The sequence below is a fragment of the Streptomyces sp. NPDC020422 genome (genome assembly GCF_044386705.1).
Lineage (GTDB): Bacteria > Actinomycetota > Actinomycetes > Streptomycetales > Streptomycetaceae > Streptomyces.
In genome coordinates this window covers 149183-176161 of sequence record NZ_JBIRVJ010000006.1, presented here as the reverse complement: position 1 = coordinate 176161, position 26979 = coordinate 149183, and the positions used below count along the sequence as shown (strand labels likewise).

General features: G+C 73.9%; 23 protein-coding genes. 10 read left to right on the top strand and 13 right to left on the bottom strand.

Annotation, left to right across the window (positions count from 1 at the left end; all coding sequences use genetic code 11):
- Nucleotides 1-102: 102 nt before the first annotated feature.
- Nucleotides 103-2478 carry a hypothetical protein gene (locus ACH414_RS17835; protein WP_398942380.1) on the top strand — a complete coding sequence of 792 codons (2376 nt, stop codon included), beginning with the start codon at nt 103-105 and terminating at the stop codon, nt 2476-2478.
- On the opposite strand, the gene ACH414_RS17830 is transcribed toward ACH414_RS17835, so the two are convergent.
- The 5 genes from ACH414_RS17830 to ACH414_RS17810 all read right to left on the bottom strand — a co-directional run bounded on the left by ACH414_RS17830 (nt 2448) and on the right by ACH414_RS17810 (nt 8533).
- Complete coding sequence (locus ACH414_RS17830) at nt 2448-4853, bottom strand: right-handed parallel beta-helix repeat-containing protein (protein WP_398942378.1); 2406 nt, start codon at nt 4851-4853, stop codon at nt 2448-2450. The genes ACH414_RS17835 and ACH414_RS17830 overlap by 31 nt on opposite strands.
- Nucleotides 4854-4935: 82 nt before the next feature.
- Nucleotides 4936-5541, bottom strand: a complete 606-nt coding sequence (locus ACH414_RS17825; RefSeq protein ID WP_386566816.1) for a hypothetical protein — start codon at nt 5539-5541, stop codon at nt 4936-4938.
- Nucleotides 5542-5682: 141 nt separating this feature from the next.
- Nucleotides 5683-6516, bottom strand: coding sequence for an MOSC domain-containing protein (locus ACH414_RS17820; protein ID WP_386566817.1), 834 nt, complete (start codon nt 6514-6516; stop codon nt 5683-5685).
- A 37-nt stretch (nt 6517-6553) separates the two neighbouring features.
- Nucleotides 6554-7051 (bottom strand): DUF6643 family protein, encoded by a 498-nt coding sequence (locus ACH414_RS17815; RefSeq protein WP_386566818.1) that lies wholly within the window; start codon nt 7049-7051, stop codon nt 6554-6556.
- 276 nt (nt 7052-7327) lie between these two features.
- Complete coding sequence (locus ACH414_RS17810) at nt 7328-8533, bottom strand: glycosyltransferase (protein WP_382533954.1); 1206 nt, start codon at nt 8531-8533, stop codon at nt 7328-7330.
- 58 nt (nt 8534-8591) lie between these two features.
- On the opposite strand from ACH414_RS17810, the gene ACH414_RS17805 reads away from it, so the two are divergent.
- From ACH414_RS17805 to ACH414_RS17775, 7 genes are all read left to right on the top strand, one after another.
- Nucleotides 8592-9377 carry a glutamate racemase gene (locus tag ACH414_RS17805; protein ID WP_382533956.1) on the top strand — a complete coding sequence of 262 codons (786 nt, stop codon included), beginning with the start codon at nt 8592-8594 and terminating at the stop codon, nt 9375-9377.
- A gap of 59 nt (nt 9378-9436) precedes the next feature.
- Nucleotides 9437-10000: a hypothetical protein gene (locus ACH414_RS17800; protein ID WP_382533958.1), complete on the top strand. Its 564-nt coding sequence runs from the start codon at nt 9437-9439 to the stop codon at nt 9998-10000.
- Nucleotides 10001-10010: 10 nt separating this feature from the next.
- Nucleotides 10011-11681 (top strand): apolipoprotein N-acyltransferase, encoded by a 1671-nt coding sequence (gene lnt, locus ACH414_RS17795; protein WP_386566819.1) that lies wholly within the window; start codon nt 10011-10013, stop codon nt 11679-11681.
- 48 nt (nt 11682-11729) lie between these two features.
- A complete protein-coding gene (locus tag ACH414_RS17790; RefSeq protein WP_382533962.1) occupies nt 11730-12212 on the top strand; it encodes an NUDIX domain-containing protein in 483 nt (160 codons plus the stop codon).
- Nucleotides 12213-12323: 111 nt separating this feature from the next.
- Complete coding sequence (locus tag ACH414_RS17785) at nt 12324-14213, top strand: helix-turn-helix domain-containing protein (protein ID WP_398942375.1); 1890 nt, start codon at nt 12324-12326, stop codon at nt 14211-14213.
- A 62-nt stretch (nt 14214-14275) separates the two neighbouring features.
- Complete coding sequence (locus tag ACH414_RS17780; protein WP_391768843.1) at nt 14276-15475, top strand: CaiB/BaiF CoA transferase family protein; 1200 nt, start codon at nt 14276-14278, stop codon at nt 15473-15475.
- On the top strand, nt 15465-16430 hold the full coding sequence (locus ACH414_RS17775) for a PhzF family phenazine biosynthesis protein (protein WP_398942373.1): 966 nt from the start codon (nt 15465-15467) through the stop codon (nt 16428-16430). Before ACH414_RS17780 ends, ACH414_RS17775 begins: the two co-directional genes overlap by 11 nt.
- On the opposite strand, the gene ACH414_RS17770 is transcribed toward ACH414_RS17775, so the two are convergent.
- Nucleotides 16415-17278, bottom strand: a complete 864-nt coding sequence (locus tag ACH414_RS17770) for a LysR family transcriptional regulator (RefSeq protein WP_382533968.1) — start codon at nt 17276-17278, stop codon at nt 16415-16417. The genes ACH414_RS17775 and ACH414_RS17770 overlap by 16 nt on opposite strands.
- Before the next feature lie 69 nt (nt 17279-17347).
- Here ACH414_RS17770 and ACH414_RS17765 point away from each other — a divergent pair, with 69 nt between their 5' ends.
- Nucleotides 17348-18244, top strand: coding sequence for a DMT family transporter (locus ACH414_RS17765; RefSeq protein WP_382533970.1), 897 nt, complete (start codon nt 17348-17350; stop codon nt 18242-18244).
- On the opposite strand, the gene ACH414_RS17760 is transcribed toward ACH414_RS17765, so the two are convergent.
- Nucleotides 18245-19339 carry an AI-2E family transporter gene (locus ACH414_RS17760; protein ID WP_391768839.1) on the bottom strand — a complete coding sequence of 365 codons (1095 nt, stop codon included), beginning with the start codon at nt 19337-19339 and terminating at the stop codon, nt 18245-18247. It abuts the gene before it with no gap.
- A gap of 180 nt (nt 19340-19519) precedes the next feature.
- Between ACH414_RS17760 and ACH414_RS17755 the strand changes: the two genes are divergently transcribed.
- Nucleotides 19520-20083, top strand: a complete 564-nt coding sequence (locus ACH414_RS17755) for an HPP family protein (RefSeq protein WP_398942370.1) — start codon at nt 19520-19522, stop codon at nt 20081-20083.
- A gap of 67 nt (nt 20084-20150) precedes the next feature.
- Here the strand turns inward: ACH414_RS17755 and ACH414_RS17750 are convergent, their stop codons facing one another.
- The 6 genes from ACH414_RS17750 to ACH414_RS17725 all read right to left on the bottom strand — a co-directional run bounded on the left by ACH414_RS17750 (nt 20151) and on the right by ACH414_RS17725 (nt 26950).
- The gene (locus ACH414_RS17750) at nt 20151-21200 is read right to left on the bottom strand and encodes a methyltransferase (protein ID WP_382533975.1); all 1050 of its coding nucleotides are present in this window, start codon (nt 21198-21200) and stop codon (nt 20151-20153) included.
- A gap of 361 nt (nt 21201-21561) precedes the next feature.
- Entirely contained in the window at nt 21562-23010 is a 1449-nt protein-coding gene (locus ACH414_RS17745) for an MFS transporter (protein ID WP_382533977.1), read from the bottom strand.
- Nucleotides 23011-23031: 21 nt separating this feature from the next.
- Nucleotides 23032-24684: an FAD-dependent monooxygenase gene (locus ACH414_RS17740; protein ID WP_386566824.1), complete on the bottom strand. Its 1653-nt coding sequence runs from the start codon at nt 24682-24684 to the stop codon at nt 23032-23034.
- A 164-nt stretch (nt 24685-24848) separates the two neighbouring features.
- A complete protein-coding gene (locus ACH414_RS17735) occupies nt 24849-25532 on the bottom strand; it encodes a DsbA family protein (RefSeq protein ID WP_391768836.1) in 684 nt (227 codons plus the stop codon).
- Between the two features lie 207 nt (nt 25533-25739).
- On the bottom strand, nt 25740-26291 hold the full coding sequence (locus tag ACH414_RS17730; RefSeq protein WP_382533983.1) for a cupin domain-containing protein: 552 nt from the start codon (nt 26289-26291) through the stop codon (nt 25740-25742).
- A complete protein-coding gene (locus ACH414_RS17725; RefSeq protein ID WP_382533985.1) occupies nt 26288-26950 on the bottom strand; it encodes an isochorismatase family protein in 663 nt (220 codons plus the stop codon). The genes ACH414_RS17730 and ACH414_RS17725 overlap by 4 nt, the downstream gene beginning before the upstream one ends.
- Nucleotides 26951-26979: the final 29 nt, after the last annotated feature.

Here is a 26979-nt window from a genome sequence, read left to right as displayed (position 1 = left end):
GGAAGGGGTGTGGGATTCCGTGAGTCCGGGCCGAGGGGCCCGGCCGTCCGCGATCCTGGTGCCTGCCGTCGAATCCTCCCACTCAGAGAGCGAGACACCGAAGTGTCCCCTGCCACACCCGACCCGAAGAGCGGGGGTGCGGCGCTCGAACTGCTCGTCCACGGCGTGGGCGGAGCCACCGCGGCCGACATGCTGGACGACCCGCGCACCGTACGGGTCACCGGCGACCGGACCGCCGCGATGCACCGCCGCAGGGACGACATCGACGCCGAGGACCACCCCGAGCGGTACGCGGAGCGCCCCGTACCCGAGGCCTACTGCTGGTCCAACCTCACCTCCGGCAACGGCGCGCGCGCCCTGTGGCTGCTCCTCCTGCCCTTCATGGTCGCCAACCTCGCCCACTGGATGCGCCCGCCCACCGAGGGCCGCGCCGGGCTCGTGCGGCTCTACGGCGTCCTCGTCCGGCTCGTCGCGCTCACCCTCACCGTGCTGCTCACCGCCGCCGCCTGCGAGGTCGCCCTGGACCTGACGGCCTGGCAGTGCGCCGGCTCCGGCGCCTGCGCCGGGCAGCACTCCTGGCTCGGCTTCCTCTCCGCCGAGCGCGCCGGCTGGTGGTCCCAGCCCGGCCGCAGGCTCGCCCTCGCCGCAGCCGTCCCCACCGCCCTGGTCGGACTGCTCTGGTACCTGTCCAACCGCACCTGGAGCGCCTACGAGGCCCAGCGCCCGCCCACCGGCTACGAGGCCGCCCCCGTCCCGACGCCCGCCTCCGACACCGAGGCCGCCGACGCCGCCACCCCCACCGAGCTGCGTCCGGCGCTCGGCCGCCCCGGCTTCTGGTACGGCCGCCGGCTCGTCGCCCGGCTGCGCGCCGCGCACACCGCCGCCGGTTTCCTCACCGTCGCCGCCGTCCTCGCCGGAGCCGCCGCCCGCCACGACCGCGGCGACTGGCCCGGGGCGCTCGGCCGGGTCCTGCAGGGCGCGCTGGTGCTCCTCGCGCTCGTCGTCGTCTGGGTGATCTGCCGCCGCGGCCGCAGCGAGAACCGCCTCGACCTGTGCATCGAACGCGCCCTGGTCTCCTGGCTGCCCGCCGGCGCCCTGCTGCTGCTCGCCCTCACCGCCGTCCACACCGGCTGGTCCCGCCCCGACTGGGTCTCCACCGGCACCCTGCCGGGCGACGTCGTCTTCGGCACCCTCACCCTCGCCCAGGGCGGCCTGGTCGTCGCCCTCGGCGCCGTCGCCCTGCTCCTGCGCCGCCCGCGCCGCGACCCGCGCACCGCCCTGCGGGGGCTCGGCGGCCCCGCCGTCGCCATGCTGGCCTGCGCCCTCGGCGGGGTCATGTCCGGCGGGGTGGCGCAGCGCGTCGCCGACTGGCTCGACGGCTCCGGCACCCCCGGCATGGGCGAGGGGCTCATCACCGGACCGCCCGTCCTGCTCAGCTGGCAGGCCTCCGTCATCCCCGTCCTGCTCCTGCTGCTCCTCGTCCCCGGCGCCGTCCTCGTCGCCCGCACCGCCCTCGCCGGCCGCGCTCTGCGCACCGCCGTCGAGGACGACTACGGCTCCGCGGACCCCGACGACGTCCGCACCGGCCAGATCGCCGCGAGCCGGGCCCGTGCCGGGCTCACCGACTCCGCGCCCGGCCTCGTCGGCGTCGTCTCCGGCGCCGCCCTGTTCCTCGGCGCCGCCTCCGTGGCCGGCGCCTGGGCCAGCGGCAACGTCCCCGGCCGCGCCTTCGACGGGGCCCACCCGGCGATCGCCTCCGCCGCCACCGCCGCCCAGGCCCTCGGCTCCTGGATGATCGGCTTCGGCTTCCTCCTCTTCGTCACCTGGGGCAGACGGGCCTACAAGGACCCCTCCGCCCGGCGCACGATCGGCATCCTGTGGGACGTCGGCACCTTCTGGCCGCGCGCCGCCCACCCCTTCGCGCCGCCCTGCTACGCCGAACGGGCGGTGCCCGACCTCACCTGGCGGATGAGCTCCTGGACCCGCGCCACCGGCGGCCGGCTCGTCATATCGGGCCACTCCCAGGGCAGCGTCCTCGCGGCCGCCGCCGTCTGGCAGCTGCCGCCCGCCACCCGGAGCCGGGTCGCCCTGCTGACCTACGGCTCCCCGCTGGAGCGCCTCTACGGGCGCTGGTTCCCGGCCTACTTCGGCCCCGAAGCCCTGCGCGGGCTGCACCGAACGGTGCACTGCTGGAGCAACCTGTACCGGGCGACGGACCCGATCGGCGGGCCCGTGCGGGTCCCCGAGGAGGGCGGCCGGCCGGCCGTCGACCGCCCGGCGCTGCTCGACCCCGTCGCGTACGGGCGCACCCGCGAACACCCGCTGCCCGAACCGATCCTGGGGCACTCCGACTACCAGGCCGACCCCGAGTTCGCCGTCGTCCGCGCCGCGCTCCTGGACCGGCTGCCGCCCGCCCTGCCCCGGCAGCGCGACAACGAGGAGGCTGCTCAGGGGAGTTCCGGAAGGTCCTCCGGGTAGAGCAGGGTGAGGTCGTCCGTGCTCGTCTCGGCGAACGCGGCGACCCGCCCCGCGTGCCGCTCCACCATGGACTCGAAGGTCTGCCGCGCGGTGCGCCCGTTGCCGAAGGCGGGACCCTTCGGCAGCGCGGTGAAGTACTTCACCAGCGCCTCGCCCGTGCCGGCGGCGAGCCGGTACTCGTGCTCCTCGGCCTGCTGCTCCACGATCCGCAGCAGCTCCTGCGGGTCGTAGTCGCTGAAGGTGATGGTCCGTGAGAAACGGCTGGCCACACCGGGGTTGACGGTCAGGAAGCGCTCCATCTCCGCGGTGTAGCCGGCGACGATCACCACGACCGCGTCCCGGTGGTCCTCCATCAGCTTCACCAGGGTGTCGATCGCCTCGCGCCCGAAGTCCCGCCCCGAGTCCTCGGGGGAGAGCGCGTACGCCTCGTCGACGAAGAGCACGCCGCCGCGGGCCCGGTCGAAGGCCTCCTGGGTGCGGATGGCCGTCGAGCCGATGTGCTCGCCGACCAGGTCGACCCGGGACACCTCGACGAGGTGGCCGCGTTCGAGCACGCCGAGGGAGGCGAGGATCTCGCCGTAGAGCCGGGCCACGGTCGTCTTGCCCGTGCCGGGGTTGCCCGTGAAGACGAGGTGGCGGCGCGCGGAGACCGCCTTCAGGCCGGCCTCCTGACGCCTGCGGCCCACCTCGATCATGTTGGTGAGGGTGCGCACCTCGTGCTTGACGCTCTCCAGGCCGACCAGCGCGTCCAGTTCGCCGAGCACCTCGTGCGAGGAGCGCGCGTCCACCGGCGCGGCGGGCGACACCACGGGAGCGGGGGAGCGGGGGGTCGGCACGGTGCCGAGCAGCCCGCCGGCCTGGGTGGCGGTCAGCACGCTGCCGGCGTCCGCCGCGGGGGCCGTGCGCAGCTGGCTCTCGTCGCTGGTGCAGTCCTCGGCGACCGGCCCCTCCTCGGGGAACTCGTAACCGCCGCGCGCACACCGCTCCGTACGGCACTTGCGCAGGGTGGTGCGGCAGCCGTCCATGACGTGGAAGCCGTAGCCTCCGCTGCCGGTCACCCGGCAGCCGTGGAAGGAGCCGCGGCCCTCCGCGGAGACGTAGAAGCCGGCCTCGGCGGGGGAGGTGACCGTGCACCGCTCGATCGTCGGGTCGGCGCCCTTGGTGACGATGACCCCGGTCTGCACGGCGTCGATGGTGCAGCCGCCGAGCGTGCCGCCGCTGCCGTGGTCACGGAACCAGGCACCCGTGGAGGCCTCGCGGATCCGGCAGTCGTCGAGCTGCGCGGTGGCCCCGTCGCTCACCGACACGGCCGTGTTGCGGACCTGGGACAGGTCGCTGTCGACGACGTCGGCGCGCGAGCCGCGGTCGAGGACGAAGAGGGCGTCGGGCACGTCGTGCACCCGGCAGGAGTCGAGCACGGCGGTCGCCCCGTCGCTCACCCACACCGCCGGGTAGTCGCCCGTACTGTCGTGGATCTCGCACTGGTTGGCGTCCACGCGGGTCCCCGGGTCCCACACCGACAGTCCGTTGCGGCCGAACCGGCGCACCGTCGAGCGGGTCAGCGTCAGGACCGAACGCGAGCGCAGGTCCACGGCGTTCTCCGGGATGTCGTGGATGTCGCAGTCCGAGAGCGTCAGCACGGCGTCGGTGTCGAGGGTGATGCCGTCGGCGGAGGTCCGGTGCACGGTCGAGTCGCTGAGGTGCGCGGTGGCGCGGGACGCGATCTGCAGGCCCGCGCCCTTGATCTCGTAGACCTCGCAGCCGATGCCCTCCAGGGCGGTGCCCTCGCCGTTGACGGCGATCCCGGCGCCCGAGGCGTGGTGCACCCGGCAGCGTTCGAGCCGGGGGTGGGCGCCGCCGCGCACGGAGACGCCGGACTGTCCCGCGGAGACGATCTCGCACTCCTCGAAGACCCCGCCCGCCCCGTCGAGCACGGCGATGCCGACGCCCGCCGGGTTGTCCACCGTGCAGCGGCGGACCGTGGGCCGGGCCGCGCCGCGCACCTCGATGCCCGACGCGGAGCGGGTGCTGATCCGCAGGTCGAGCAGCTCGGGGGTGCCGTCCTCCACGAGCAGCGCGGGCGCCGCCGCGTCCTGGCCCTCGATGTGCAGGTCCTGCAGGGTCGCCGAGGCCCGTACGGTCAGCGGCACGCCGTCGGCGGGCGCGATCCGCACCGAGCCGATGGCGCCGTCGCCGCCGCGCAGGGTGACGGCCCGCTGGACCACGAGGTTCTCCCGGTAGGTGCCGGGAGCCACGGTGAGGACGTCGCCGTCGCCCGCGGCCTCCAGGGCGGCGGCGAGGGAGGCGTACTCGCCCGTGCGGCGCCGCCACCGCGACGTGCCGGTGTGCGTCACCTGGACCGTGCCCTGTGCCATGGGTGTGCTCTGCCCCCGCCTCGTGCGCCGACGCTGATCCGATGCCCCACCGTAGCGCGCGCGGCGCCGCGGAGTTGACGGGTCAGCTGCCCGTCCCCGTCCGGCCCCAGTCGGGACCGGCCTGGGCCCAGGCGCGGTCGAGACGGGCGTACCGCCGCTGTACCAGGCGGTGTACGACAAGCCGCCTGACGCTCTCCACGACCAGGGCCGCGAGGGCGGCCACGGTCAGTCCCGCGATGAGGGCGTGCGCCCGCGCGGTCTCGGGGTGCATGGGCGGGGTGACGGCCCGCCCCGACCGGTCGGTCCAGAGCGGGAACGAGTCGCCGGGATGCGCGTGCTGACGGGTGGTGGTCACGGTGCCGGTGTGCCGGCTGCCGTCCGGCGCGGTCCAGTCGGCCACCACGGCGGGCCTGAGCCGCTGTTCCCCGGCCGCCTCGTCGGCGCGCTGTCCCGTGGCCTCGTCGGCGACGCGGACGACGCGGGCGACGGTCGGCACGCGCTCCGCGTACTGGGCGCGCACCGAGCGCTGCAGCGAGGCGTTCGCCGAAAGGCCCGCGGCCACCCCGGCCGCGGGCACCGCGAGGCACAGCAGCAGGGCAGCGGTGAAGGCGACCCAGGCCTCGACCAGATCCGTGGTCCGGCGCAGGGGATTGCGCCGCCAGCGCCAGAGTCCGATGGCTGTACGCACGCTCCGTCACCCCCTCGTTCTCGGCTCCTCCAACGAGTGTGCCCCGGGGGAGGGTTCCCCGCCTGTCGAGCACGGGAGGGTGACGTCCGGGACGAAGGCGGGTGTCCGGGGCGAGGGCGGGTGTGCGGGGCCGAGGGGCGGTCAGTCCAGGATCTCGACCGGGTCGCCGACCTTGACGACGCCCCGGCGCTCGGGGACCAGGTTCTGGCCGAAGATCAGCTGGCTGCCCTGCCTGCGGTGCAGCGCCAGGGTGCGCAGCGGCTCCTTGCCCCGCTCGGCGGAGTCCTGGTCGGTGGTGGTGACCACGCAGCGGGCGCAGGACCTGGCGACCCGGAAGGTGACCTCGCCGACGGAGAGGCGGTGCCAGCCGTCCTCGGCCCACGGCGCGGTCCCGTCGATGACCAGGTTCGGCCGGAACCGGTTCATCGGCAGGGGTCCCTCGTCGGGGTGGTCGCCCTGGGCGATCAGGGAGTTCAGCGCGTCGAGGGAGGCGGTGGTGGTGACGAGCAGCGGATAGCCGTCGGCGAAGCTGACGGTCTCGCCGGGCAGCGCGTAATCGGGGTCGACGGGGCGCCGACGGGCCGGGTCGTCCATGTGGACGAGACGGACCTCGCTCGACAGATAGGTGCTGAACCAGGCGTCCGCCGCGGGGTCCGCGGGGATCGTCTCCACGATGGCGCCGAAGACGTCCACGGCGATCGTCCCGGTAGCCCGTCGGGAGTCCGGAACCTCGACGGTGAGCGGCTCGAGCCCGGGAGCGGACAGCGTGACGCCGCCGTCCGGCAGCAGTGCGGCCGAGGCCAACGCCAGCCGCGCGTGCTGGCGTTGGGTCACGACCTTGCCCGCGGTGTCCACCAGGGCCCAGCGGCGGTCGCCGGCCAGTCCCCATGGCTCGACCTCCGCCTGCGCGGGCGCGAACCCGCGCAGTGCCTTGACCGGGTGGACGTGGACGGAACGCAAGACAGGAATCGACATGCGGTCATCCTGCCAGTCGCTCCGTCCGCCGCTGCGATCAGTACCCGCGGCCCTGGTAGGGGCGGTTGTACGGGTCCTCGTAGGCGGCGGGCGTCGGCACCGGCCGGGGGGCGGCCGGACGCATCGCCTCGTACCCGCCGGCCATGGGGCGCGGCTGCTGCGGCGCCTGGGGGGCCGGGTAGCCGCGCGGGGCGGCGGGCTGCTGCGGGATGTACGGCGCGGGGGCGTGCTGCAGCGGCACGGGTCCCGTCTGCGGGGCCGGCTGGGGGTAGCCGTAGGCGCCGCCGTGACCGCCGTAGGACGGGGTGGGCTGCGGGGTGGGTGCCGCCGGGAGGGCGGGCAGGGCCGCGGGCAGCGCCGGCAGGTAGCTGCTGCTTCCGGAGAAGCCGCTGCCGGTGTCGTACGCGGAGGGCACTCGGATCGGGGCGATCTGAGGCGTGCCCCGCTCTGCGACGAGGGAGTCGTAGATCGGGGTGTCGGGGAACGACGGCGCGGTGTAGTAACCGCCTCCGTAGGTGGAGCGCGGGGAGGTCATGGCTCATAAGGTAAGCCCACGATGTGCCCTATGGGGAGTCCGAAAAGACGGTTGGTTGACGGGTTCTGAGTGGTTGTCGATCCCCAATGCGAAGGAACGTGGCAAAAACGGGCAGCCGTCGGCGTATTGATCTTGTAAACCCCAAGCTCGGGAGGGGTTACCGGCGGGTCCGGTGTCAGGTTGACGTAAAGAAAACCGGCGGCCACAAAGGGGTTCCCGTGCCCCCTCCCCGATGCGGCATGTGCATGTTTAATGACGGCTGTGTTGCGGCGGGGTTCACCCATTACTCCGCGTGTCGGGAAAAGCGCGCTGCGGCGCGGATTTCGTCGGCCGGTCGTAAGTCCGCCCCTTCCATGCCGCGCCCCGCCCCCGGTAGTGCTGCACCGCCGAGTCCACCGTCATCAACAAGTAGAGGAACGCGGTGAAGGGGAGCAGCGGCGCGAGCGAGAGCGGCTGCCGGTAGTAGCGGAGCATCGGCAGGTACGTGCCGGCCATCACCGCCCAGGCCGCCCCGCCGGCCCAGGCCGCGGCCCCGTCCCCGGTCAGCAGCCCCGCCACCAGGGTCGCCGGCGGCGCCAGATACACCAGGGCGAGCCCCAGGACCGTCCCCGCCAGCAGCGGCGGGCTGTGGCGCAGCTGCGCGTAGGCGCTGCGCGAGACCATCCGCCACAGATCGCCCAGGCGTCGATACGGACGGATGCTGTCCACCCGGTCCGCGAGCCCCAGCCAGATCCGCCCGCCCGCGCCGCGCACCGCGCGCGCCAGCGACACGTCGTCGATGACCGCCTGCCGGATCGACTCCGGCACCCCGGCCCGCTTGGCCGTCTCCGTCCGCAGCAGCACACAGCCGCCCGCGGCCGCCGTCGCCAGGGGGCGGCGCCGGTTGATCCACCGGAACGGATAGAGCTGACAGAAGAAGTAGACGAAGGCCGGGACGATCAGACGCTCCCAGATGCTCGCCACCCGCAGCCGGGCCATCTGCGACACCAGGTCGAGGTCGTGCCCCGTCGCCGCCGTCACGAGCAGCCGCAGACTGTCCGGCTCGTGCGCGATGTCGGCGTCCGTCAGGAGCAGGAACTCCGGCCCGCGCGCCTGCGCGAGCGCCGTCCCGTGGCGCAGCGCCCACAGCTTCCCCGTCCAGCCCGGCTCGGGCTCGCCCGGCGAGACGACGGTCAGCGGCAGGCCCCCGTGGCGCGCGGCCAGCTCCGTGGCCAGCCGCCCGGTGCCGTCGGTGCTCCCGTCGTCCACCAGGATCACCTCCGCGGTCCCCGGGTAGTCCTGGGCGAGCAGCGACGGCAGGCTCAGCGGCAGCACCTCCGCCTCGTCGCGGGCCGGCACGACCACCACCACCCGGGGCCAGGCCGTGGGGGCGCGCCGGGGCGCCGGCAGGCGCTGGTCCGTGCGCCAGAAGAAGCCCTGGCCCAGGAGCAGCCAGCCCCAGACGGCCAGGGAAACGGTCGCGATCCAGGCAAGCGCGCTCATTCGCCGCAGTCTGCCCCAGATCGGTGGGGATGCAAGGGTGGTCGGCTAGGGTGACCGGGTGAAGATCGCGCTCATGGACTCCGGAATCGGCCTGCTCCCGGCAGCGGCCGCGGTTCGCCGTATGCGGCCCGACGCGGACCTGGTGATCTCCAGCGACCCCGACGGCATGCCCTGGGGCCCGCGCACCCCCGAGGACCTCACCGAGCGGGCGCTCGCCGTCGCCCGGGCCGCAGCCGCCCACGAGCCCGACGCGCTCATCGTCGGCTGCAACACCGCGACCGTGCACGCCCTGCCCGCGCTGCGCGCCGCGCTGGAACCCCGTATCCCCGTGATCGGCACCGTCCCCGCGATCAAGCCCGCCGCCGTCGGCGGCGGCAAGGTCGCGATCTGGGCCACCCCCGCCACCACCGGCAGCCCCTACCAGCGCGGGCTGATCCGCGACTTCGCCGACGGCGCCGAGGTCACCGAGGTGCCCTGCCCGGGCCTCGCCGACGCCGTCGAGCACGACGACACCGAGGGCGTACGGCGTGCCGTCGCCGCCGCGGCCGCGCTGACCCCCCGGGACGTCCGGGCCGTCGTGCTCGGCTGCACCCACTACGAGCTCGTCGACGAGCAGATCCTGGCGGCCCTGCACCGCACCGACCTGCCGCCGGTTGTTTTGCACGGTTCCGCCGGGGCAGTCGCCGCACAGGCGCTCCGGCGCATCGGGGCCGAGGCCGACCCCGGCGCTGCCCCCACCGGCACCCTGACCGTGCTTCTGAGCGGCCGCGTCGGCGGCCTGCCGAGCGCCGCGCTCCGCTACCCGCAGGGGCGCGAGCTCCGGACGGCGGCCGCCGCGCACTGAGCGTGCCCGGACGACTCCGCCGGGGCGCCGAGACAACGGAACGCGCTTAGGCTGTCACCATGAGGGAGCACTCCTCGCACCAGGGTCCCGAGGGACCCGCGCCCGCGGTCTGGACCGGCCGGGCGACCAACCGGCTCCAGTGGCTGCCGGCGGTCGCCGGTGTGGCCTGCATGGCGCTCGGCATCACCCTCGCCGTCGAGTCCCCCTGGACCTCCGGCATCGCCCCGCTGCTCATGGCCGTCGTCGGCTGCGTCGCGGCGGGCGTGCTCGTGCTCTTCGGCACCCTCGCCTTCGTGCACGTCGCGGTCCGCGTCGACGACCGCGGCATGGAGGTGCGCTGCGGCCACATGGGCGTGCCCCGCCGCCGCATCCCGCTCTCCCATGTGGTCGGCGCCGACTTCGAGCCGTCCGTCACCCCGCGCCAGTGGGGCGGCTGGGGCTACCGGTGGCGCCCCGAGAAGGGCACCGCCGTCGTCGTCCGGCGCGGCGAGGGCCTCGTGCTGCGGCTCGGCGACGGGCGGACCTTCACCGTGACCGTGGACGACGCGGAGTCGGCCGTGCGGGCGATCCGGGCCCTGCTGCCGCGGGCGACCCCGCCGATCGCTCACAACGGCCGGAGTTAGACTCCGGCACGTGAGTGCCACCATCACCCCCGTCGACGTGCCCGAACCCGCCGCCGCTCCGGAGCGGGCCCGCGGAATCCGACGGCTGCTGCGCCCCGGCGCGGCCGTGCTGTCGGGGGTGCTGCTCTTCCTGAGCTTCCCGCCCCGGCCCCTGTGGTGGCTCGCGCTGCCCGCCTTCGGGCTGCTCGGCTGGACCCTGCGCGGGCGACGCCTGCGCGCCGGCTTCGGCCTCGGTTACCTCGCCGGGCTCGGCTTCCTCCTGCCGCTCCTCGTCTGGACGGGCGCCGAGGTGGGCGCCGTGCCGTGGCTGGCGCTCGCCGCCGTCGAGGCGCTGTTCGTCGCCGCCGTGGGCCTCGGCATCGCCGCGGTCTCCCGGCTGCCCGCCTGGCCGGTCTTCGCCGCCGCCGTGTGGATCCTCGGCGAGGCGGCACGCGCGCGGGTGCCGTTCGGCGGCTTCCCGTGGGGCAAGGTCGCCTTCGGGCAGGCCGACGGCGTCTTCCTGCCGCTCGCGGCCGTCGGCGGCACCCCGGTGCTCGGCTTCGCCGTCGCCCTGTGCGGCTTCGGTCTGTACGAGCTGCTGCGCCAGGTGCTGAAGCGCCGCGCCGCGCGGACCGCCGACGGGGAGCTCCCGGCCGTGGAGGGGGACGCGCCGGCCGCCGCCCCGAAGCCGTCGGGACCGGGGCGTGCCCCGCTCGTGGCCGCCGCGCTCGCCGTGCTCGTCCCCGTGACCGGCGCGCTCGCCGCGCTGCCGCTCGTGGACGACTCCGCCGAGGACGGCACCGCCACCGTCGCCGCGGTGCAGGGCAACGTGCCGCGACTCGGCCTCGACTTCAACTCCCAGCGCCGCGCGGTGCTCGACAACCACGCCAACCGCACCAAGGAGCTCGCCGCCGCGGTGAAGGCGGGCCGCGAGCCGCAGCCCGACCTGGTGCTGTGGCCGGAGAACTCCTCCGACATCGACCCGTACGCCAACCCCGACGCCTACGAGGTGATCGACGAGGCGGTACGGACGATCGGCGCGCCCACCGTGATCGGCGCGGTCATCGCCCCGCCGACCGGCAAGCTGCGCAACACGCTCATCCAGTGGGACCCCGCCAAGGGTCCGGTCGCCGAGTACGACAAGCGGCACGTCCAGCCCTTCGGCGAGTACATCCCGATGCGGTCCTTCGTCCGCATCTTCAACAGCGACGTCGACCGGGTCCGCCGTGACTTCGGCCCGGGGCACAAGGTCGGTGTCTTCGACCTCGCCGGCACCAGGGTCGGCCTCGCCACCTGCTACGAGGCCGCCTTCGACTGGGCGGTGCGGGACACCGTCACCCACGGGGCGCAGCTGATCACCGTGCCCAGCAACAACGCCACCTTCGGCCGCAGCGAGATGACCTACCAGCAGCTCGCCATGTCCCGGGTGCGCGCCGTCGAGCACAGCCGCAGCGTGGTCGTGCCGGTCACCAGCGGCGTCAGCGCGATCATCCGGCCGGACGGGAAGATCGTGGCGCAGACCGAGCTGTTCACCCCGGACGTGCTCGTCGAGAAGGTGCCGCTCCGCTCCTCGCTGACCCCCGCGACCCGCATGGGCACGCTGCCCGAGGGGCTGCTCGTCGCCGTCGCCCTGGCCGGTCTCGGCTGGTCGGCGGCCCGGTCCGTACGGGCCGGGCGAGGCCGCGCGGCCACCGGCGCCTGACCGGGGGCGACACCGGCCGGGGCCGGGAAGATGATCTAGGGTCGCCCCATGGGCACCCCTGACTTCATCCGTGACATCCGGGCCTCCGCGGGCCACCAGCTGCTCTTCCTGCCGGGCGTGAGCGCGGTCGTCTTCGACGACCGGGGGCGGGTGCTGCTGGGGCGTCGCGTGGACACCGGGATGTGGGCCGTCATCGGCGGGATCGTCGAGCCCGGCGAGCAGCCCGCGGACTGCGCCGTGCGCGAGGTGTACGAGGAGACGGGCGTGCACTGCGTGGCCGAGCGGGTCGTGATCGTCCAGACCCTGCGCAAGCCGGTCGTGTACCCCAACGGCGACCGGTGCCAGTTCATGGACGTCTCCTTCCGCTGCCGGGCGACCGGCGGCGAGGCCCGGGTCAACGACGACGAGTCGCTGGAGGTGGGCTGGTTCGAGACCGACAAGCTCCCCGAGATGAAGCGGTTCTCCTACTTCCGGATCGAGCAGGCGCTCGCCGACGCGCCCACCTGGTTCGACACCGGCTCCCAGGGCTGAACCACGGGCGTGGACCGCTCGGCGCCCGGCCGGTTCTCCCCGGGCGGTTGTCCACAGGCGGTTCTCCACAGGGCTGGTGCGACGCCCGGTACGGCAGGTATCCCTGTGACCATGACCCACGAACAGGCCGTCTACCTGGAGCTCCTCGCCCGCGGCGCCGCCACCGAGGCGTACGACCGGCCCGTGTTGCTCGCCCGAGCGAGCGGCGCGGGTCCCGAGGAGCTGGCCGAGCTGGAGCAGGCCAAGCAGCTCGCGCTGCGGGTCCGGGCCGAGCTGGAGGGCCGGCGGCGGCGCGAGGCGGAGCTGTCCGCGCTCTTCGAGACGGCCCACGACCTCGCCGGCCTGCGCGACCTCGACGACGTGCTGCGCGCCATCGTCCAGCGCGCCCGCTCCCTGCTCGGCACCGAGGTCGCCTACCTCAGCCTCAACGACCCGGCCCAGGGCGACACCTACATGCGCGTCACCGAGGGCTCCGTCTCCGCCCGCTTCCAGCAGGTCAGGCTCGGCATGGGGGAGGGCCTCGGCGGGCTCGTCGCACAGACCGCCCGGCCGTACGTGACCGAGGACTACTTCCGCGACGAGCGCTTCCAGCACACCGAGTCCATCGACAGCGCCGTCGGCGACGAGGGCCTGGTCGCGATCCTCGGGGTGCCGCTGACCCTCGGCAGCCAGGTCATCGGCGTCCTCTTCGCCGCCGACCGGCGGGCCAGGGTCTTCGAGCGCGAGCAGGTCGCCCTGCTCGGCTCCTTCGCCGCCCACGCGGCCGTCGCCATCGACACCGCCCACCTGCTCGCGGAGACCCGCTCCGCCCTCACCGAGCTGGAGCGGGCCAACGGCATCATCCGCGAGCACAGCGGTGTCATCGAGCGGGCCTCCGAGGTCCACGACCGGCTCACCGAGCTGGTGCTGCGCGGCGGCGGGGTGCACGACGTGGCCGCCGCCGTCTCCGAGGTGCTCGGCGGCACCGTCGAGTTCACCGAGCAGCCCCCGGGCCCCGGCAGGATCGCCGAGGGCCACGCCACCCGCGACGGCGACGACTGGATCGCCGCCGTCGCGGCGGGCGGCGAGACCTTCGGCGCCCTCGTCCTGCGCGCGAGACCCGACCTCGACCCGGTCGACCTGCGCACCCTGGAGCGGGCCGCCCTGGTGACCTCGCTGCTGCTGCTCGCCCGCCGCTCCGCGGGCGAGGCCGAGCAGCGCGTGCGCGGCGAACTCCTCGACGACCTGCTCGACGCGCCCGACCGCGATCCCCGGCTGCTGCGCGAGCGCGCGGCCCGGCTGCGTGCCGACACCGACGCGCCCCACGTGGTGCTGGCGGCCCGGATCGACCGGGCCGGCGCCGGCGCCGAGGTCGAGGCGGCCGGGCGCGAGGGCGCCGACCGCCAGCGGCTGCGCTCGGCCGCCTCGCACCTGGCCGCCACCCGGCACGGCCTCGCCTCGGCCCGCGACGGCGGCACGGTGCTGCTGCTGCCCCTCGGTCCCGGCGAGAGCGCCGCCGAGCTGGCCCGGACGGCGGCCAAGCAGTTGGGCACCGCGCTCCACGAGCCGGTCACCGTCGGCGCCTCCGCCCCGCTCACCGAGCCCCTGGCCCATCCCGAGCGGGTCGCCCCGGCCTATGACGAGGCCCGCCGCTGCCTCGACGCGCTGCGGCTGCTGCACCGGCAGGGCCAGGGCGCGGCGGCCGAGGACCTCGGCTTCCTCGGCCTGCTGCTCGCCGACACCCGGGACATCGAGGGCTTCGTCGACCGCACGATCGGCCAGGTCGTCGCGTACGACCGGCGCCGGGGCACCGACCTGGTGCGCACGATGGACGCCTACTTCGCCTGCGGGATGAGCCCCGCCCGCACCAAGGACGAGCTGCACGTGCACGTGAACACCGTGGCCCAGCGCATCGAGCGGATCGGGCGGCTGCTCGGCCCCGACTGGCAGAGCCCGGCCCGCGCCCTGGAGATCCAGCTGGCGCTGCGCCTGCACGCGCTGGCCGAGGCGGTGGTCCGCTGACGCGGCCGGCCGCCGCGTAATGTCATGACTGCGCCAGGACCGCACCCCCAGGAGACCACTCCATGACCGCACCCCCCGAAGGACTCCCGCTCTCCGGCATCACCGTCGTCAGCCTCGAACAGGCCGTGGCCGCCCCCTTCGCCACCCGCCAGCTCGCCGACCTCGGGGCCCGGGTGATCAAGGTGGAGCGCCCCGGAGAGGGCGACTTCGCCCGCCGCTACGACACGACCGTGCACGGCGAGTCCAGCTATTTCGTGTGGCTCAACCGCTCGAAGGAGTCCCTCACCCTCGACCTCAAGAGCGAGCCCGGCCGCGAGGTCCTGGAGCGACTGCTCGCCGAGGCCGACGTGTTCGTGCAGAACCTGGCGCCCGGCGCCGCCGCCAGGCTCGGGCTCGGCGCCGAGGCGCTCGCCGAGCGCTTCCCCTCGTTGATCGCCTGCACCGTCTCCGGCTACGGGACCAGCGGCCCCTGGGCCGAGCGCAAGGCGTACGACCTGCTCGTCCAGTGCCAGACTGGCCTGGTCTCGCTGACCGGCAACGAGCACGGCGCGGCCCGCGCCGGGGTGTCCGTCGCCGACATCGCCGCCGGGATGTACGCCTACAGCGGCATCCTCACCGCCCTCTTCACCCGCGCCACCACCGGCGTCGCCCGCGCCGTCGAGGTCTCGCTCTTCGAGGCGCTCGCCGAATGGATGGGCCAGCCCGCCTACTACACCCGCTTCGGCGGCACCCAGCCCCCGCGCGTCGGCACCCGGCACGCCACCATCGCCCCCTACGGCGCCTTCACCGCGGCCGACGGCAAGGACGTGCTGTTCTCCATCCAGAACGAGCGCGAATGGGCCGCCCTGTGCGAGCGGTTCCTCGGCCGGCCCGCGCTCGCCGACGACCCCCGGTTCGCGACCGGCTCCCGGCGCGTCGCCCACCGCGAGGAGCTGGACGCGATCGTGGCCGACCGCTTCGCCGAGCTCGACAGCGCGACGGCGGGCAAGCTCCTCGACGAGGCCGGCGTCGCCAACGCCGGCGTCAACGACATCGCCGAGTTCCTCGACCACCCCGTGCTCAGCGCCCGGGACCGCTGGCGGGAGGTGGGCATCCCCGGCGGCGCCCGGGTGCCCGCGCTGCTGCCCCCGGCCGATCTCGCGGGCGTCGACGCGCACATGGGCGCCGTGCCGGCCGTCGGCGAGCACACCGACCGCATCCTGGCGGAGCTGGGGTACACGCCCGCGGACATCGAGCGGATGAGGTCCTCGCATGCCGTCTGAGCCGACGTCACCTGCCGGGCCCCACCCGGACGTCACGCTCGTCCACGCCTGTCTGCGCGACGGCGACGGAGGCAGCCCCACCGCCGTCGTGACGGAGACGGACGCGCCCCTGAGCGACGAGGACCGGCGCAGACTGCCCGGGGAGTGGGGCGCCTCGCACGCCGTGTACGTCCGCGTGCGCGACGAGCACGCCCCCGAACCCATCGTGGACCTGCGCTTCTTCACCGCCGAGGGGGAGCTGCCCGGCTGCGGGCACGGCACCGTCGCCGCGCTCGTCCTGCTCGCCTCGCGCGCGGCGCCCGGGAGCCCGTACCGCGCCACCCTCCGCACCGCGCAGCGCACCTTCCAAGGCCGTGCCCGGGCGGAAGGGGGCCGCGGCACCGGCCTGTTCGATCCCGGCCCCGTCGACCTCCGCGATCCGACCGCCGCCGAACGCGCCCTGGTGCTGCCCGCCCTGGGCCTCGCGCCCGACGAGGCGGGCCCGGACCTGCGGGTGGCCGGCGTCGGCCGCGAACGGATCCTGGTCCCCGTGGCCTCCCGCGCCGCCCTCGCCGCGCTCGCACCGGACCCCGACCGGCTGCGTGCGGCCTGCGACCGGCTGGGGTTCCTCGGCGCCTACGTCCACTCCCCGCCCTCGCCCTCGGGGGCCCTCGCGGCCCGGATGTTCGCGCCCTCGATCGGCGTCCCGGAGGACATCGCCAACGCCAACAGCACCGCCTGCCTCGCCGCCCATCTGGCCGGCCGGGGCATCACGGACCTCGCCGTCGACATGGGGGACGCGCTCGGCAGCCCCGCGAGGATCACGGCCACGGTCCTGGCACCCGCCGCAGGAACCCCCCGGACCGGCCCTGGTACCGGCCCGCGGATCCTGCTCGGCGGCACCGCCCTCGTCGTCCCCGGGGACGGGGACGCGCCCCACACCGCGCGGAGCGCCGCCCCTCACACCTCGCGGTAGAGCGCGGTGAGCAGCTCGATCACGGCCGGGGCCGCCGGATGCGGATCGTCGCGCCACCAGGCGAGCCGCACCGCGACCGGCTCGGCGTCCCGCACCGGGCGGTACACCACACCCGGGCGCCGGTACTGGCTGGCGGTCGCCTCCGCGCTCATGCCGATCCGGCGGCCGGTCGAGATCGCGGTGAGCCAGTCGTCCACGTCGTACGTCTCCTCGGTCGCCGGCCGGGAGTCCGGCGGCCACAGCTCCGGCGTGGTGGTGCCGGTGCGCCGGTCGATGAGGAGCGTGTGCCCGGTGAGGTCCGCGAGGCGCACCGAACGGCGCCTGGCCAGCGGGTCGTCGGCGGCCATCACGCACAGCCGCCGCTCCAGGCCCACGATCGCCGAGTCGAAGCGCCGGTCCTCCAGCGGCCGGCGCAGCACGGCGAGGTCGCACGAGCCCTCCGCGAGACCGGCGGTCGCCGTGTTGACCCGCACCATCTGGAGCTCGGCGTCCGGGTGCGCCGCCGCCCAGCGGCGCTGGAAGGCCGGGGTGTGCCGGCCCAGGGCGGACCAGGCGTAGCCGATCCGCAGCACCCGCTGCCCCGACGTGGCCTCCCGCACCAGCTCGTCCGCCTCGGCGAGCACCCGGCGCGCGTGCGACACCACCCGCATCCCGGTGGCCGTGGGGGTCACCGAGCGGGAGGTGCGGCGCAGCAGGCGGACGCCGAGGGCGCGTTCCAGGGAGGCGAGCGTACGGGAGACGGCGGCCTGCGAGACCCCGAGCGCGAGCGCCGCGTCCGTGAAGGTGCCCTCGTCGACGATCGCGACCAGACAGCGCAGCTGCCGCAGTTCCACATCCCTCGCATCCATGATTCCAGCGTATAGATCCGACTCGTTCATGCATTTTGCGCAAGGAGCCGCTGCGCCGACGATCTGGTCATGCCCACTGCTCCTGCCGGACCCGCCCCGGCGACGCGCACCGAGCCGGCCCGCAGCGCCACCCCCGCGGGCGTGGCCGCGATGCTCGGCAGCGGCCTGTCCAACCAGATAGGCGCCGCCACCGGCTCCCTCGCCTTTCCCGTCCTCGGACCCGTCGGGGTGGTCGCGGTCCGCCAGTACGTGGCGGCCGCCGTACTGCTCGCCGTCGGGCGGCCCGCGCTGCGGAGCTTCACCTGGGCGCAGTGGCGCCCGGTGATCCTGCTCGGGCTCGTCTTCGGGACCATGAACCTGTCCCTCTACACCGCCATCGACCGGGTGGGCCTCGGGCTCGGCGTGACCCTGGAGTTCCTCGGCCCGCTCGCCATCGCGCTGGCCGCCACCCGCCGCCGGGTCGACGCCTTCTGCGCCGTCGTGGCGGCGGCCGGTGTCGTCACCCTGATGCGCCCGCAGCCCTCCACGGACTACGTCGGGATGGGCTTCGGCCTGCTCGGGGCGGTGTGCTGGGCGGCGTACATCCTGCTCAACCGCACGGTCGGCAGCCGGATCCCCGGGGCCCAGGGCACCGCGGCGGCCGCCCTGCTGTCCGCCCTGACGTTCCTGCCGATCGGTCTGTACGTCGTCCTGCACCACCCGCCGACGGCCGCGTCCCTCGGGTACGCCGTCGCCGCCGGAGTCCTCGCCTCGGCCGTGCCGTACCTGGTGGACCTGTTCACCCTGCGGCACGTGCCGGCCGCCGCCTTCGGCCTGTTCATGAGCGTCAACCCGGTCCTCGCCGCCCTGGTGGGATGGATCGGGCTCGGCCAGGGCCTCGGCTGGATCGAGGGAGCGGCCATCGGGGCCGTCGTCGGCGCCAACGTGCTCAGCCTCGCCACCTCGGGGCCCCGCGCAGCCGCCTGATCACGCCGGCGGGCCCTCGTCCGCCGGCCCCGCCTCCGCCTCCGCCGTGCGCGCGTCGCGCAGCGCCGTGTACACCGACCACACCACCGACACCAGCGGCACCGCCACCACCGCCCCGACGATGCCGGCCGCGATCGAGCCCGCGATCACCGAGACGGCCACCACCAGCGGATGCAGCCGAACGGCCCAGCTCATGACGAGCGGGTGCAGCAGATGCCCCTCGATCTGACCGATGACCACGATCAGGGCGACCACGAGGGCCGCCACCCACGGTCCCTTCGACGCCAGCGCCACGATGGACGCCACCGCCAGCGCGACCGGCGAGCCGACCAGCGGGATGAACGCGGCCATGAACTCCAGCAGGGCCAGCGGCACCGCGAGCGGCACGCCGAGCAGCCACAGCGCGAGGCCGACGAGGACCGCGTTCGTCGCCGCCACCAGCACGATGCCGTGCGTGTACCCGGTGAACGTGCGCCAGGCGGCCCGCCCGCCGACCGCCACCCGCCCCCGCACCGTGGACGGCAACTGGTCCTGGAACCACGTCCACTGGCGGTCGCCCGAGTGGATGAAGAACACCGAGGAGAACAGCGCCAGGGCCAGCGTCGTCAGCACCGCCACCACCTGGTGCGCCCCGCTCACCGCCCGGCTGAGCAGCGTCGAGCGGTGACTCGACAGGAACTCCCCGATCCTGGACTGGACGTCGGAGAGAGCCCGCGGGTTCAGCCGGAACGGCGGCCGCTCCAGCCAGTCCTCGATCCGGCCGACGCCGTCCCGGAACTCCCGCGCCAGCGTGGTGCTCTCGCCCGCGACCGCCTCGCCGACCAGCGCGAGGACGCCCAGGACGAGCGCGATGCCGCCGAGCAGGGTGACGGCCACCGCCAGCGGGCGGGGGAGCAGCCGGGCGACCAGGTCGGCCACCGGGCGCAGCAGAGCGGTGATCACCAGTCCCAGGAACACCGCCACCCCGACCTCGTGGAAGCGCCCGAGCACGGCGAAGAGGGCGTAGACGAGGGCGCCGACCACCAGCAGCCGCCACGCGTAGGCGGCGGCCGTGCGGAGGAACGGGACCACCGTGGGCGGTGTGACTGGCTGCATGACCGACGACGTACCACCGCGGCCGCACCGCGCCACGGCACGGCCCGGACATTCCCCCGACCGGGTCGGCACCGGACCCGCCCGCCGACCACCGGAAGCCGCTGGTTAGAGTGAGGGTCGAGGCGCCGCCGCACCGGGGCCGGAACGCGGCAGCAGCCCGCCTGACCCGGAAAAGTCTTCATGAGAACCACCGCCCCCGCGCGCCCCCGGACCGCTCACACGGCGCACACGGCACAGAGCCCGTCAGCGGACCCGGCCGCCGCCGGCCGTCCTCCGGCCCGTCCCGCACCCGCGACCGCCCTGCTCAGCGTCAGCGGCGCCACCGCCGTCCTGCTCGGACTCGTGGGAATCGGCGCCGTCCTGCACGAACCGGTGCTCATCCCGCCGCTCGCGGCGAGCGCCGCGCTCGTGCACAGCGCCCCCACCCTGCCCCTCGCACAGCCCCGCAGCGTGCTCGTCGGGCATCTGATGGGCGTCGTCGCCGGTTACGCCGCGCTGCTGCTCGCCGGCAGCAGCGCCTGGGTCGCCGCGCTCGCCGCGGGCGCCACCATGGGGCTGAACGCGCTCGCCCGTACCCCGCACTCCCCGGCCGTCGCCACCGCCGTCGTCATCGTCCTCCAGACGCCCGCGCAGGCCCGCTTCGTCCCGCTGCTCGTCGGCTCCACCGTCCTGCTGGTCCTCACCGGCTACGCGGTCTCCCGGGTCCGCCGCCAGGGATCCCGGTACCCCGTCTACTGGTGGTAGGGACGCGGAAACGCCCGCTTCCCCGGGGGAGGGGAGAAGCGGGCGTTCCTGGTCGGTGCGGCGCCGGTCAGCGCTTGGTGCCCTTGATGACGATGTCGCCGATGCCGACGTGGAGACGGCCGGCCGCCTCGAAGCCGAACTCGGCGGCCCACTCCTCGTACTCCTTGGGCGTGTAGACCATGCCCTCGCCGGAGGCGATCGTCAGGAAGTAGGCGGAGAGCGCGGCCGCCACGTCCGGACCGGTCTCGTCGTCGTGGGCCAGCGGCGTGGCCACGAAGAGGCCGGCACCGGGCTCGACGGCACGGGCCGCCTTCGCGATCAGCTCCTTGTTGCGCTCCGCCGACCAGATCTCCAGGAAGTGACCGAACAGGACGGCGTCGCAGCCCTTCGGGAACTCGTCCTTGAAGACGTCGAGGCCGACCGCGCGGACCCGGTCGCTCAGGCCGAGCGAGGCGATCTTCTGGTTGGCCCGCTCCGCCACGGTGGGCAGGTCGGCGATGGTGATCTGCAGGTGCGGCCAGCGGCGCGCCAGGTGCGTCGCGTTGACCGCCGTGCCGCCGCCGATGTCCAGCAGGTGGGTGTAGCCGGACAGGTCGAGCTCCTGCACCAGCTCCTCGGCCATGACGCGGCTCACGGAGCCCATCATGTTGTGGAAGACGGTCTCCTTCGCCGGGTCGAGGGCGAGACGGCCGTACAGCGTCGGGGAGTCGCCCGGGACCTCCTTCTGGAGGCCGATGTTGCTGTACTCCTTGAGCGACTCGTAGAACCAGAACATGGGGCGGTAGTTGATCTGCTGCTCCCACGGCACGAACGCGGCCGGGATGTCGTCCAGCTTGCCGGCGAGCGGCTCGGAGACGGCCGTGTTGTAGTAGCGGTCGTCCTCCTTGCGCAGCAGGCCGGCACTGGTGCAACCGAGCAGCAGGATGCGGGCGGGCTGCTCCGCGATGCCCAGGCGCTCCGCGACGTCCTTCCGGGTGAGTCCGGGCTCGCGGCCCAGCACCTCGAAGAGCCCGAACTGGCAGGCGGCGCTCAGGTACTGGAACCGGTAGTGCCCGTAGAAGAGCTCACGCAGCGGCTCGATGGAACTCGTCGAGGGGTCGATCGAAGTGTCCGACATTGTATTTTCGCTCCCAGATTCAGTGCGTGGTGAATACCCGGTCGGGCGTGGTGTTTCCGGCCGGCCCGCTCAGCGGAGGGCGTGAATACAGATTGTCGTACGGGGGGTGGGCGGAGCATCACGTATTCATGCGATCTACGAAAGGGCCGGGGTAATGCGTTCTCGTGAGGTCCGGGGGCGGGTGAATTTCGACAGCACGCGTACTCGGGGATCCCGTTGTTTCCCCTGATGTGGTAGTGCGGGGCGCTTCCCCGGGCGGATGGCGGATCGGGGACAAGGGACCGCGGACACACGACAGCGCGCCCCCTGGGCGACGGCGGGAAGCCGTCGGCAGGGGGCGCGCCGGGAGGGCCGGAACGGGTCAGGCGTTCTCCTTCTTGGGCACCAGCAGGCTGACCAGCGCGATGCCCACGGCGATCCCGGCCGCGGTGACGAAGACCAGGTCGTAGCCGGATGCGACGGCCTCCACCTTGGAGGTGCCCTCCGCCGCGTCGGCGACCTTGGCGCCCGCGGCCGTGGCGAGCACGGCGAGGCCGATCGAACCGCCCACCTGGCTGGCGGTGTTGGCGAGACCGCCGACGATTCCGGCGTACTCCTCGGGCGCGCCGGCGGTCGACGCGGCCATGAGCGTCGGGAAGGTCAGACCGATGCCGATCGAGATGAGCAGCGTCGGGCCGAGCACGCTCGCGGCGTAGCCGCTGCCGGGTCCCGCCGCCGACAGCCACAGGAAGCCCGCGACGAAGAAGGCGCTGCCGGACAGGATCAGCGGGCGCACGCCGAACTTCGGCAGCCAGGCCGAGGCGTAGCGGGCGACCACCATGAACCCGACCGCGGCCGGGGTCTGGCCGAGACCGGCCTGCAGGGCGCTGAAGCCGAGGACGTTCTGCAGGAAGAGCGCCGTGAAGTACCACATCGCGATGGCGATCCCGCCGAACAGCAGCAGCATCGCGTTGCCGGTGGCGATGCCCCGGTTGCCGAACAGCTTCAGCGGAACCATCGGGTTGGCGACCTTCGTCTCCACCACCAGGAAAGCGATGAGCAGGACGATGCCCACCAGGATCGGTCCGACGACCAGGCTGGAGCCCCAGCCGTGGTCGGCGATGTGCATGACGCCGAAGACCACCGCGGCCAGGCCGAGGGTGCCGGTGAGGGCGCCCAGGACGTCGAGCGACTCCCGGCGGGTGGCCCGCGCGGCGGTCAGCTGCGTGAGCGCCACGGTGATCAGGACCGCGCCGATCGGGACGTTGATCAGGAAGACCCAGCGCCAGGACAGACCGGTCGTGAACGCACCGCCGACGATCGCGCCGGCCAGGCCGCCGACGCCGCCGGAGGAGGCCCAGGCGCCGAACGCCTTGGCCCGCTCGCCCGGATCGGTGAAGACGGTGTTGATGACCGCCAGCGTCGAGGGCGCCATCATCGCGGCGCCGACACCCTGCACCACACGGGCCGCGACGAGGACCTCCGCGGCGGACGCGAGGCCGCCGACGAGGCTCGACACGGAGAACACGAGCAGACCGGCGGTCAGCATCCGGCGCGGACCGAACAGGTCGGCCGCGCGTCCGCCGAGCAGCATGATGCCGGCGAAGGTGAGCAGATAACCGTTCACCACCCAGGCGAGACCGGTGTCCGTGAAGCCGAGGTCCTCGCGGACCGAGGGCAGGGCGACATTCACGATCGACGAATCCAGGATCACCATGAACTGGCAGGCACACACGAGTGCCAGAATCAGCCAGGATTTTCCGTTCGCCGTTCCCGCGTCGCCGCGGGTGCTGCTTTTCTCAAACTGTTCGGTCGCCACTGACGCCTCCATAAAACGAATCTGCAATGCCCGTCACGAGTTCGCCGCCTGCCTGGACGGCGCGGCGTTGCCCGCCGCGCCCCTCACCAGGTCGACGACCGCGGCCGGGTCGGCGGGGGAGCGGTCCCCGCGCCAGGCGATGTGCTGGTCCGGCCGGACCAGCGCCAGGTCGCAGTCCCACACGTCGTGCACGCGGCTTTCCTTGACCACGACATGGGTGACCGGCAGACCGGCCTCGTCGGCGGCGGCCAGCAGGGCGTCGGCCCTGCCGTCCCCCACCAGGTCGATCAGCGTGAACTCGCGGCCGAACCGGTCGAAGAGCTGATCGCCGTCGTCCAGCACCAGGCTCGGCGGGCGCGAACCCGGCCAGGTGCTCGGGATGTAGCGCAGCGGGTCGGCGGGCGGCTCCGGCGTCCCGTCGGCCCAGACGATGGGCGATCCGCCGTAGCGGTAGTCGAGGTAGATGCCCTCGTACGTGTTCTCGCCCGGCTGCGCGGACAGGAACCTGCCCTGTTCGGCGGGCGTCGCGCCCTCCCCGCCGAGCCGCATGAACTGGAAGTGCACATCGAGGTGGCGGCGCGACTGGGCCATGTTGCGCAGCCCGACCGGGCGCCGCTCGGCCTCGTAGCTGTCGAGCAGCCCGGGCCCGCCGTAGCCGTTGATCACCGCGGCCAGCTTCCAGCCCAGGTCGACCGCGTCCCCGGCACCGGTGTTCATGCCGTGGCTGCCGGAGGGGAACATCTGGTGCGCGGCGTCGCCGGCGAGGAACACCCGGCCGGCCCGGTAGCCGTCGGCGATCAGGTACTTCGGCGTCCAGCGCGAGCTGACGTGGACCTCTTCGATGTCCAGGTCGAGGTTGAGCTGGGCCCGGATCCAGGCGGCCGGATCGGTGGGCGGCGGATCGAAGTCCTCCCCGCGCATCGAGTGGAGGGCCCAGGTACCCGCCTCGTCCAGCGAGATGACCACATAGCGGTTGGTGAAGTAGTGCCAGAAGTAGCCGTGGCGGAACAGCTTCTCGCTGTCGGAGCTGCGGAACGTCACGGAGTACGCGGCCGGCAGGTCGTGGACCTCGCCGCCCTCGCCGTCCGCGATGCCGCCGTTGGTGAGCGGGATCCCGACGGCACGCCGGATGGCGCTGCCGGCGCCGTCACAGGCCGCGACGTATCCGGAGCGCACCGTGCGGACCGTGTCGTCCGACAGGTCGCGGAAGGTGCTGGTGACACCCTCGGCGTCCTGGTCGAGCGACTCGAAGCGCCAGAGGTTGCGCACGTCGATCAGGGGGTGGCGACGGCAGTGGTCGAGGAGGACCGGCTCCAGGTCGGCCTGGGAGACGCGCTGGTACGGCTGGCTGGGCTGCCCGCCGTCCTTGTCCTCCCGGATCTCCCGCCACTTCTGCTCGACCGAGGGCTGGCGCCAGACGGCGAGCTTCTCGCCGTCGAGGCCGGTCGACCAGAGCACGTCGAAGGGATACTCGGCGGGCACGCCCGCCCTGCGGATGTCGTCGGCCACCCCGAGCCTGGCGTGGTGCTCCATGGTCCTGGGGTTGGTGAACTCCATCTTGGGATGCACGGTGGGGCCGGCGTTCTGCTCGGCGAGCACGCAGGCCACACCGTGGTGGGCCAGCTCCAGTGCCGTCATCATCCCGACCGGCCCGGCACCGACCACGACTACGGGGACGTTGTCCATACGCTCCTAACCTCCGCTGCCCGAGGTGACGTACGCAGCATCTCTGTCCTGCCGCGCCGGCACATCACGTGTTCGAGGGATCTTGATCAGCGACGGAAACCGGCCGGTAGGCCATGCGGAATCCCGTCAACGGCCGGCCGCGTGGGGGGCCGGAACCATGCGGTTCAGTCCTTGACGCCGAGGAGGTCCGCCGCCCAGTCGCGGCTGTACTCCTCCAGGACCGGGAAGCCGCCCTCCGGCGGCGGGACGTCCTTGGACCAGTGGTAGCGCGCGCCGGGGTTGTGCACGGGCTTCCCGTCGTCGCCGAACAGGGTGGGGCTGCCCTGCACCGAGGTGCGCTTGGCCTCCTCCCAGTCCCGGTAGACCTCGGCCCGCCCCCGGCCCGCGGCGATGGCGGCCGCGAGGGCGTCGGTGTCCACGAGCGGGCAGGTGCCGGCGACCTCCAGGATCACCGCGGGGATGCTGACGCAGCGGCTTTCCACCAGGAAGGCGCGGCGCAGCGCGGTGTCGAGCTGGTCGCTTGCCGCCAGACCGCCCACGGCCGGGTCCTTGGCCGCCTGCACGGCTTCCATGGCCGGGAGCATCGTCACCGGGTACGTGGACTCCGGGGCGTGCCACAGGCGCCAGCCCAGCTCCGGCAGCCGCCCGGCGATGGCGACGATCTCGCTGTCGATGATGTGCTTCGGCGTGGCCATGCTGTTGAAGAGCTCCAGCGGGAACGCCCGGTGGTCGACCAGTAACTCCACGCCCAGGCGCTCGGCCTCGGCGTGCAGCGTGTCCAGCGCGAGGGTGGCCCAGGGACAGCTCAGGTCCGACCACAGGGTGAGGGTGACGGCTCGGTCAGGCATGGAACAGGACTCCTGTGTCGGTACGGGACCTCGAAATGAGGTCATGGGTACAGGTACGGGGTAGAGGTACCCATTACGGGCCAAGGCACGGGCTCCCGGCATAGCGTGAACACGGCATTCCGCCGGCGCCGGCCCTGCCTCCGTGCGGGCAGCACCGCGGGCCGGCCCCCCCGGAAGGGGACCGGCCCGCGGTGCCGCGCGGCCGGGTCACATGTCCGAGGGTGCCCGGACCGCCGGCGTCAGCTGCTCGGTGTGGTTCCGGCGGCGGATCTCCTCCACCGCGCGCCGCAGGTCCTCCTCGTCCTTCGGGGGCGAGGCGAGCAGGTCGGCGATCTCCTGCTGGTACTTCTCGTGCCCGGCCGGTGTGCCGACCAGCAGGAAGCGCATCTTCACGTCGCCCGGGTTGCGGAAGCCGTGCGGGGTGCCCTTGGGCACGTACAGCACGGTCCCGGGCGTCGCCCGGGTCACCTTCTGGCCGGTCTTGGACTCCCACTGGGTCCACGAGCCGGGCTCGGACGTGATCACCTTGGGCTGGAATGCGAAGAACTCCACCTCGCCCTCGAGGACGTAGAAGATCTCCTCGTGGGTGGAGTGGCTGTGCGCGCCGACGTCGAAGCCCGGCGCGAACTCGCACTCCACGGCCAGCAGGTTCGGGGTGTGCTCGCTGCCCACCTTGAGGTTCACCTGGTGGCCGATCGGCCGCCCCTCACCGGGACTCAGGGTGAACCCGTCGGTGATCCCGTCGGTGATGAAGGTCATGACTGCTTTCCTTTCGTTCCTGGGAACCTGATCGCCTCGACCGCCTGGGCCGTGGTCAGCACCGCGGCACACCGGTCCGCGGCCTGGTCCAGCGCCTGCCGGTGCTCCGCCGGGCCGAAGTCGCCCAGCGCGTCCGCGATCAGGAAGGGCTGGATGTCGTGGGCGAAGGCGTCGTACGCGGTGGCCAGGCACCCGATGTGGGCGTAGACCCCCACGACGATCAGCTGGTCCCGCCGCCGCTCCCGCATCAGCTCGGCGAGCGGGGTGCGGTGGAAGGCGCTGTAGCGCCACTTCGTCAGCACCGTGTCGTCGCCGGTCGGCGCGATCTCCGGCAGCAGCTCGCGGTCCTCGGGGGCACTGCTCATGCCCGGCCCCCAGAAGTCCTGGAGCAGTCCGCGCTGGGCGGGGTCCATGTCACCGGGCTGCGCCGTGTACGCGATCGGCATGCCCAGCGACCGGGCCGTGTCCAGGAGCAGCCGCACATGGGTGAGCAGCGGGCCCGCCGGCTCGGCCGTGCGGTCGAAGGGGGCCAGGAAGTAGCGCTGCATGTCGTGCACCAGCACCGCCGCCCGGTCGGCCGACGGCAGCCAGGAAACCCGGTTCCGCGGCAGCTCGCTCTCGGTGGGCAGCGGATAGGGCGCAATGGGCGCTATCGCCATCTCGATTCTCCTTCGTGGGCGGACGCGGC

Bases quoted from the DNA above. Each gene is read 5' to 3' on its own strand.
- ACH414_RS17740 (WP_386566824.1), bottom strand. From the start codon at position 24,684: ATGGACAACGTCCCCGTAGTCGTGGTCGGTGCCGGGCCGGTCGGGATG.
- ACH414_RS17755 (WP_398942370.1), top strand. From the start codon at position 19,520: ATGAGAACCACCGCCCCCGCGCGCCCCCGGACCGCTCACACGGCGCAC.
- ACH414_RS17775 (WP_398942373.1), top strand. From the start codon at position 15,465: ATGCCGTCTGAGCCGACGTCACCTGCCGGGCCCCACCCGGACGTCACG.
- ACH414_RS17820 (WP_386566817.1), bottom strand. From the start codon at position 6,516: ATGTCGATTCCTGTCTTGCGTTCCGTCCACGTCCACCCGGTCAAGGCA.
- ACH414_RS17725 (WP_382533985.1), bottom strand. From the start codon at position 26,950: ATGGCGATAGCGCCCATTGCGCCCTATCCGCTGCCCACCGAGAGCGAG.
- ACH414_RS17735 (WP_391768836.1), bottom strand. From the start codon at position 25,532: ATGCCTGACCGAGCCGTCACCCTCACCCTGTGGTCGGACCTGAGCTGT.
- ACH414_RS17750 (WP_382533975.1), bottom strand. From the start codon at position 21,200: ATGTCGGACACTTCGATCGACCCCTCGACGAGTTCCATCGAGCCGCTG.
- ACH414_RS17790 (WP_382533962.1), top strand. From the start codon at position 11,730: ATGGGCACCCCTGACTTCATCCGTGACATCCGGGCCTCCGCGGGCCAC.
- ACH414_RS17800 (WP_382533958.1), top strand. From the start codon at position 9,437: ATGAGGGAGCACTCCTCGCACCAGGGTCCCGAGGGACCCGCGCCCGCG.
- ACH414_RS17770 (WP_382533968.1), bottom strand. From the start codon at position 17,278: ATGGATGCGAGGGATGTGGAACTGCGGCAGCTGCGCTGTCTGGTCGCG.
- ACH414_RS17830 (WP_398942378.1), bottom strand. From the start codon at position 4,853: ATGGCACAGGGCACGGTCCAGGTGACGCACACCGGCACGTCGCGGTGG.
- ACH414_RS17730 (WP_382533983.1), bottom strand. From the start codon at position 26,291: ATGACCTTCATCACCGACGGGATCACCGACGGGTTCACCCTGAGTCCC.
- ACH414_RS17810 (WP_382533954.1), bottom strand. From the start codon at position 8,533: ATGAGCGCGCTTGCCTGGATCGCGACCGTTTCCCTGGCCGTCTGGGGC.
- ACH414_RS17745 (WP_382533977.1), bottom strand. From the start codon at position 23,010: ATGGAGGCGTCAGTGGCGACCGAACAGTTTGAGAAAAGCAGCACCCGC.
- ACH414_RS17760 (WP_391768839.1), bottom strand. From the start codon at position 19,339: ATGCAGCCAGTCACACCGCCCACGGTGGTCCCGTTCCTCCGCACGGCC.
- ACH414_RS17815 (WP_386566818.1), bottom strand. From the start codon at position 7,051: ATGACCTCCCCGCGCTCCACCTACGGAGGCGGTTACTACACCGCGCCG.
- ACH414_RS17780 (WP_391768843.1), top strand. From the start codon at position 14,276: ATGACCGCACCCCCCGAAGGACTCCCGCTCTCCGGCATCACCGTCGTC.
- ACH414_RS17765 (WP_382533970.1), top strand. From the start codon at position 17,348: ATGCCCACTGCTCCTGCCGGACCCGCCCCGGCGACGCGCACCGAGCCG.
- ACH414_RS17785 (WP_398942375.1), top strand. From the start codon at position 12,324: ATGACCCACGAACAGGCCGTCTACCTGGAGCTCCTCGCCCGCGGCGCC.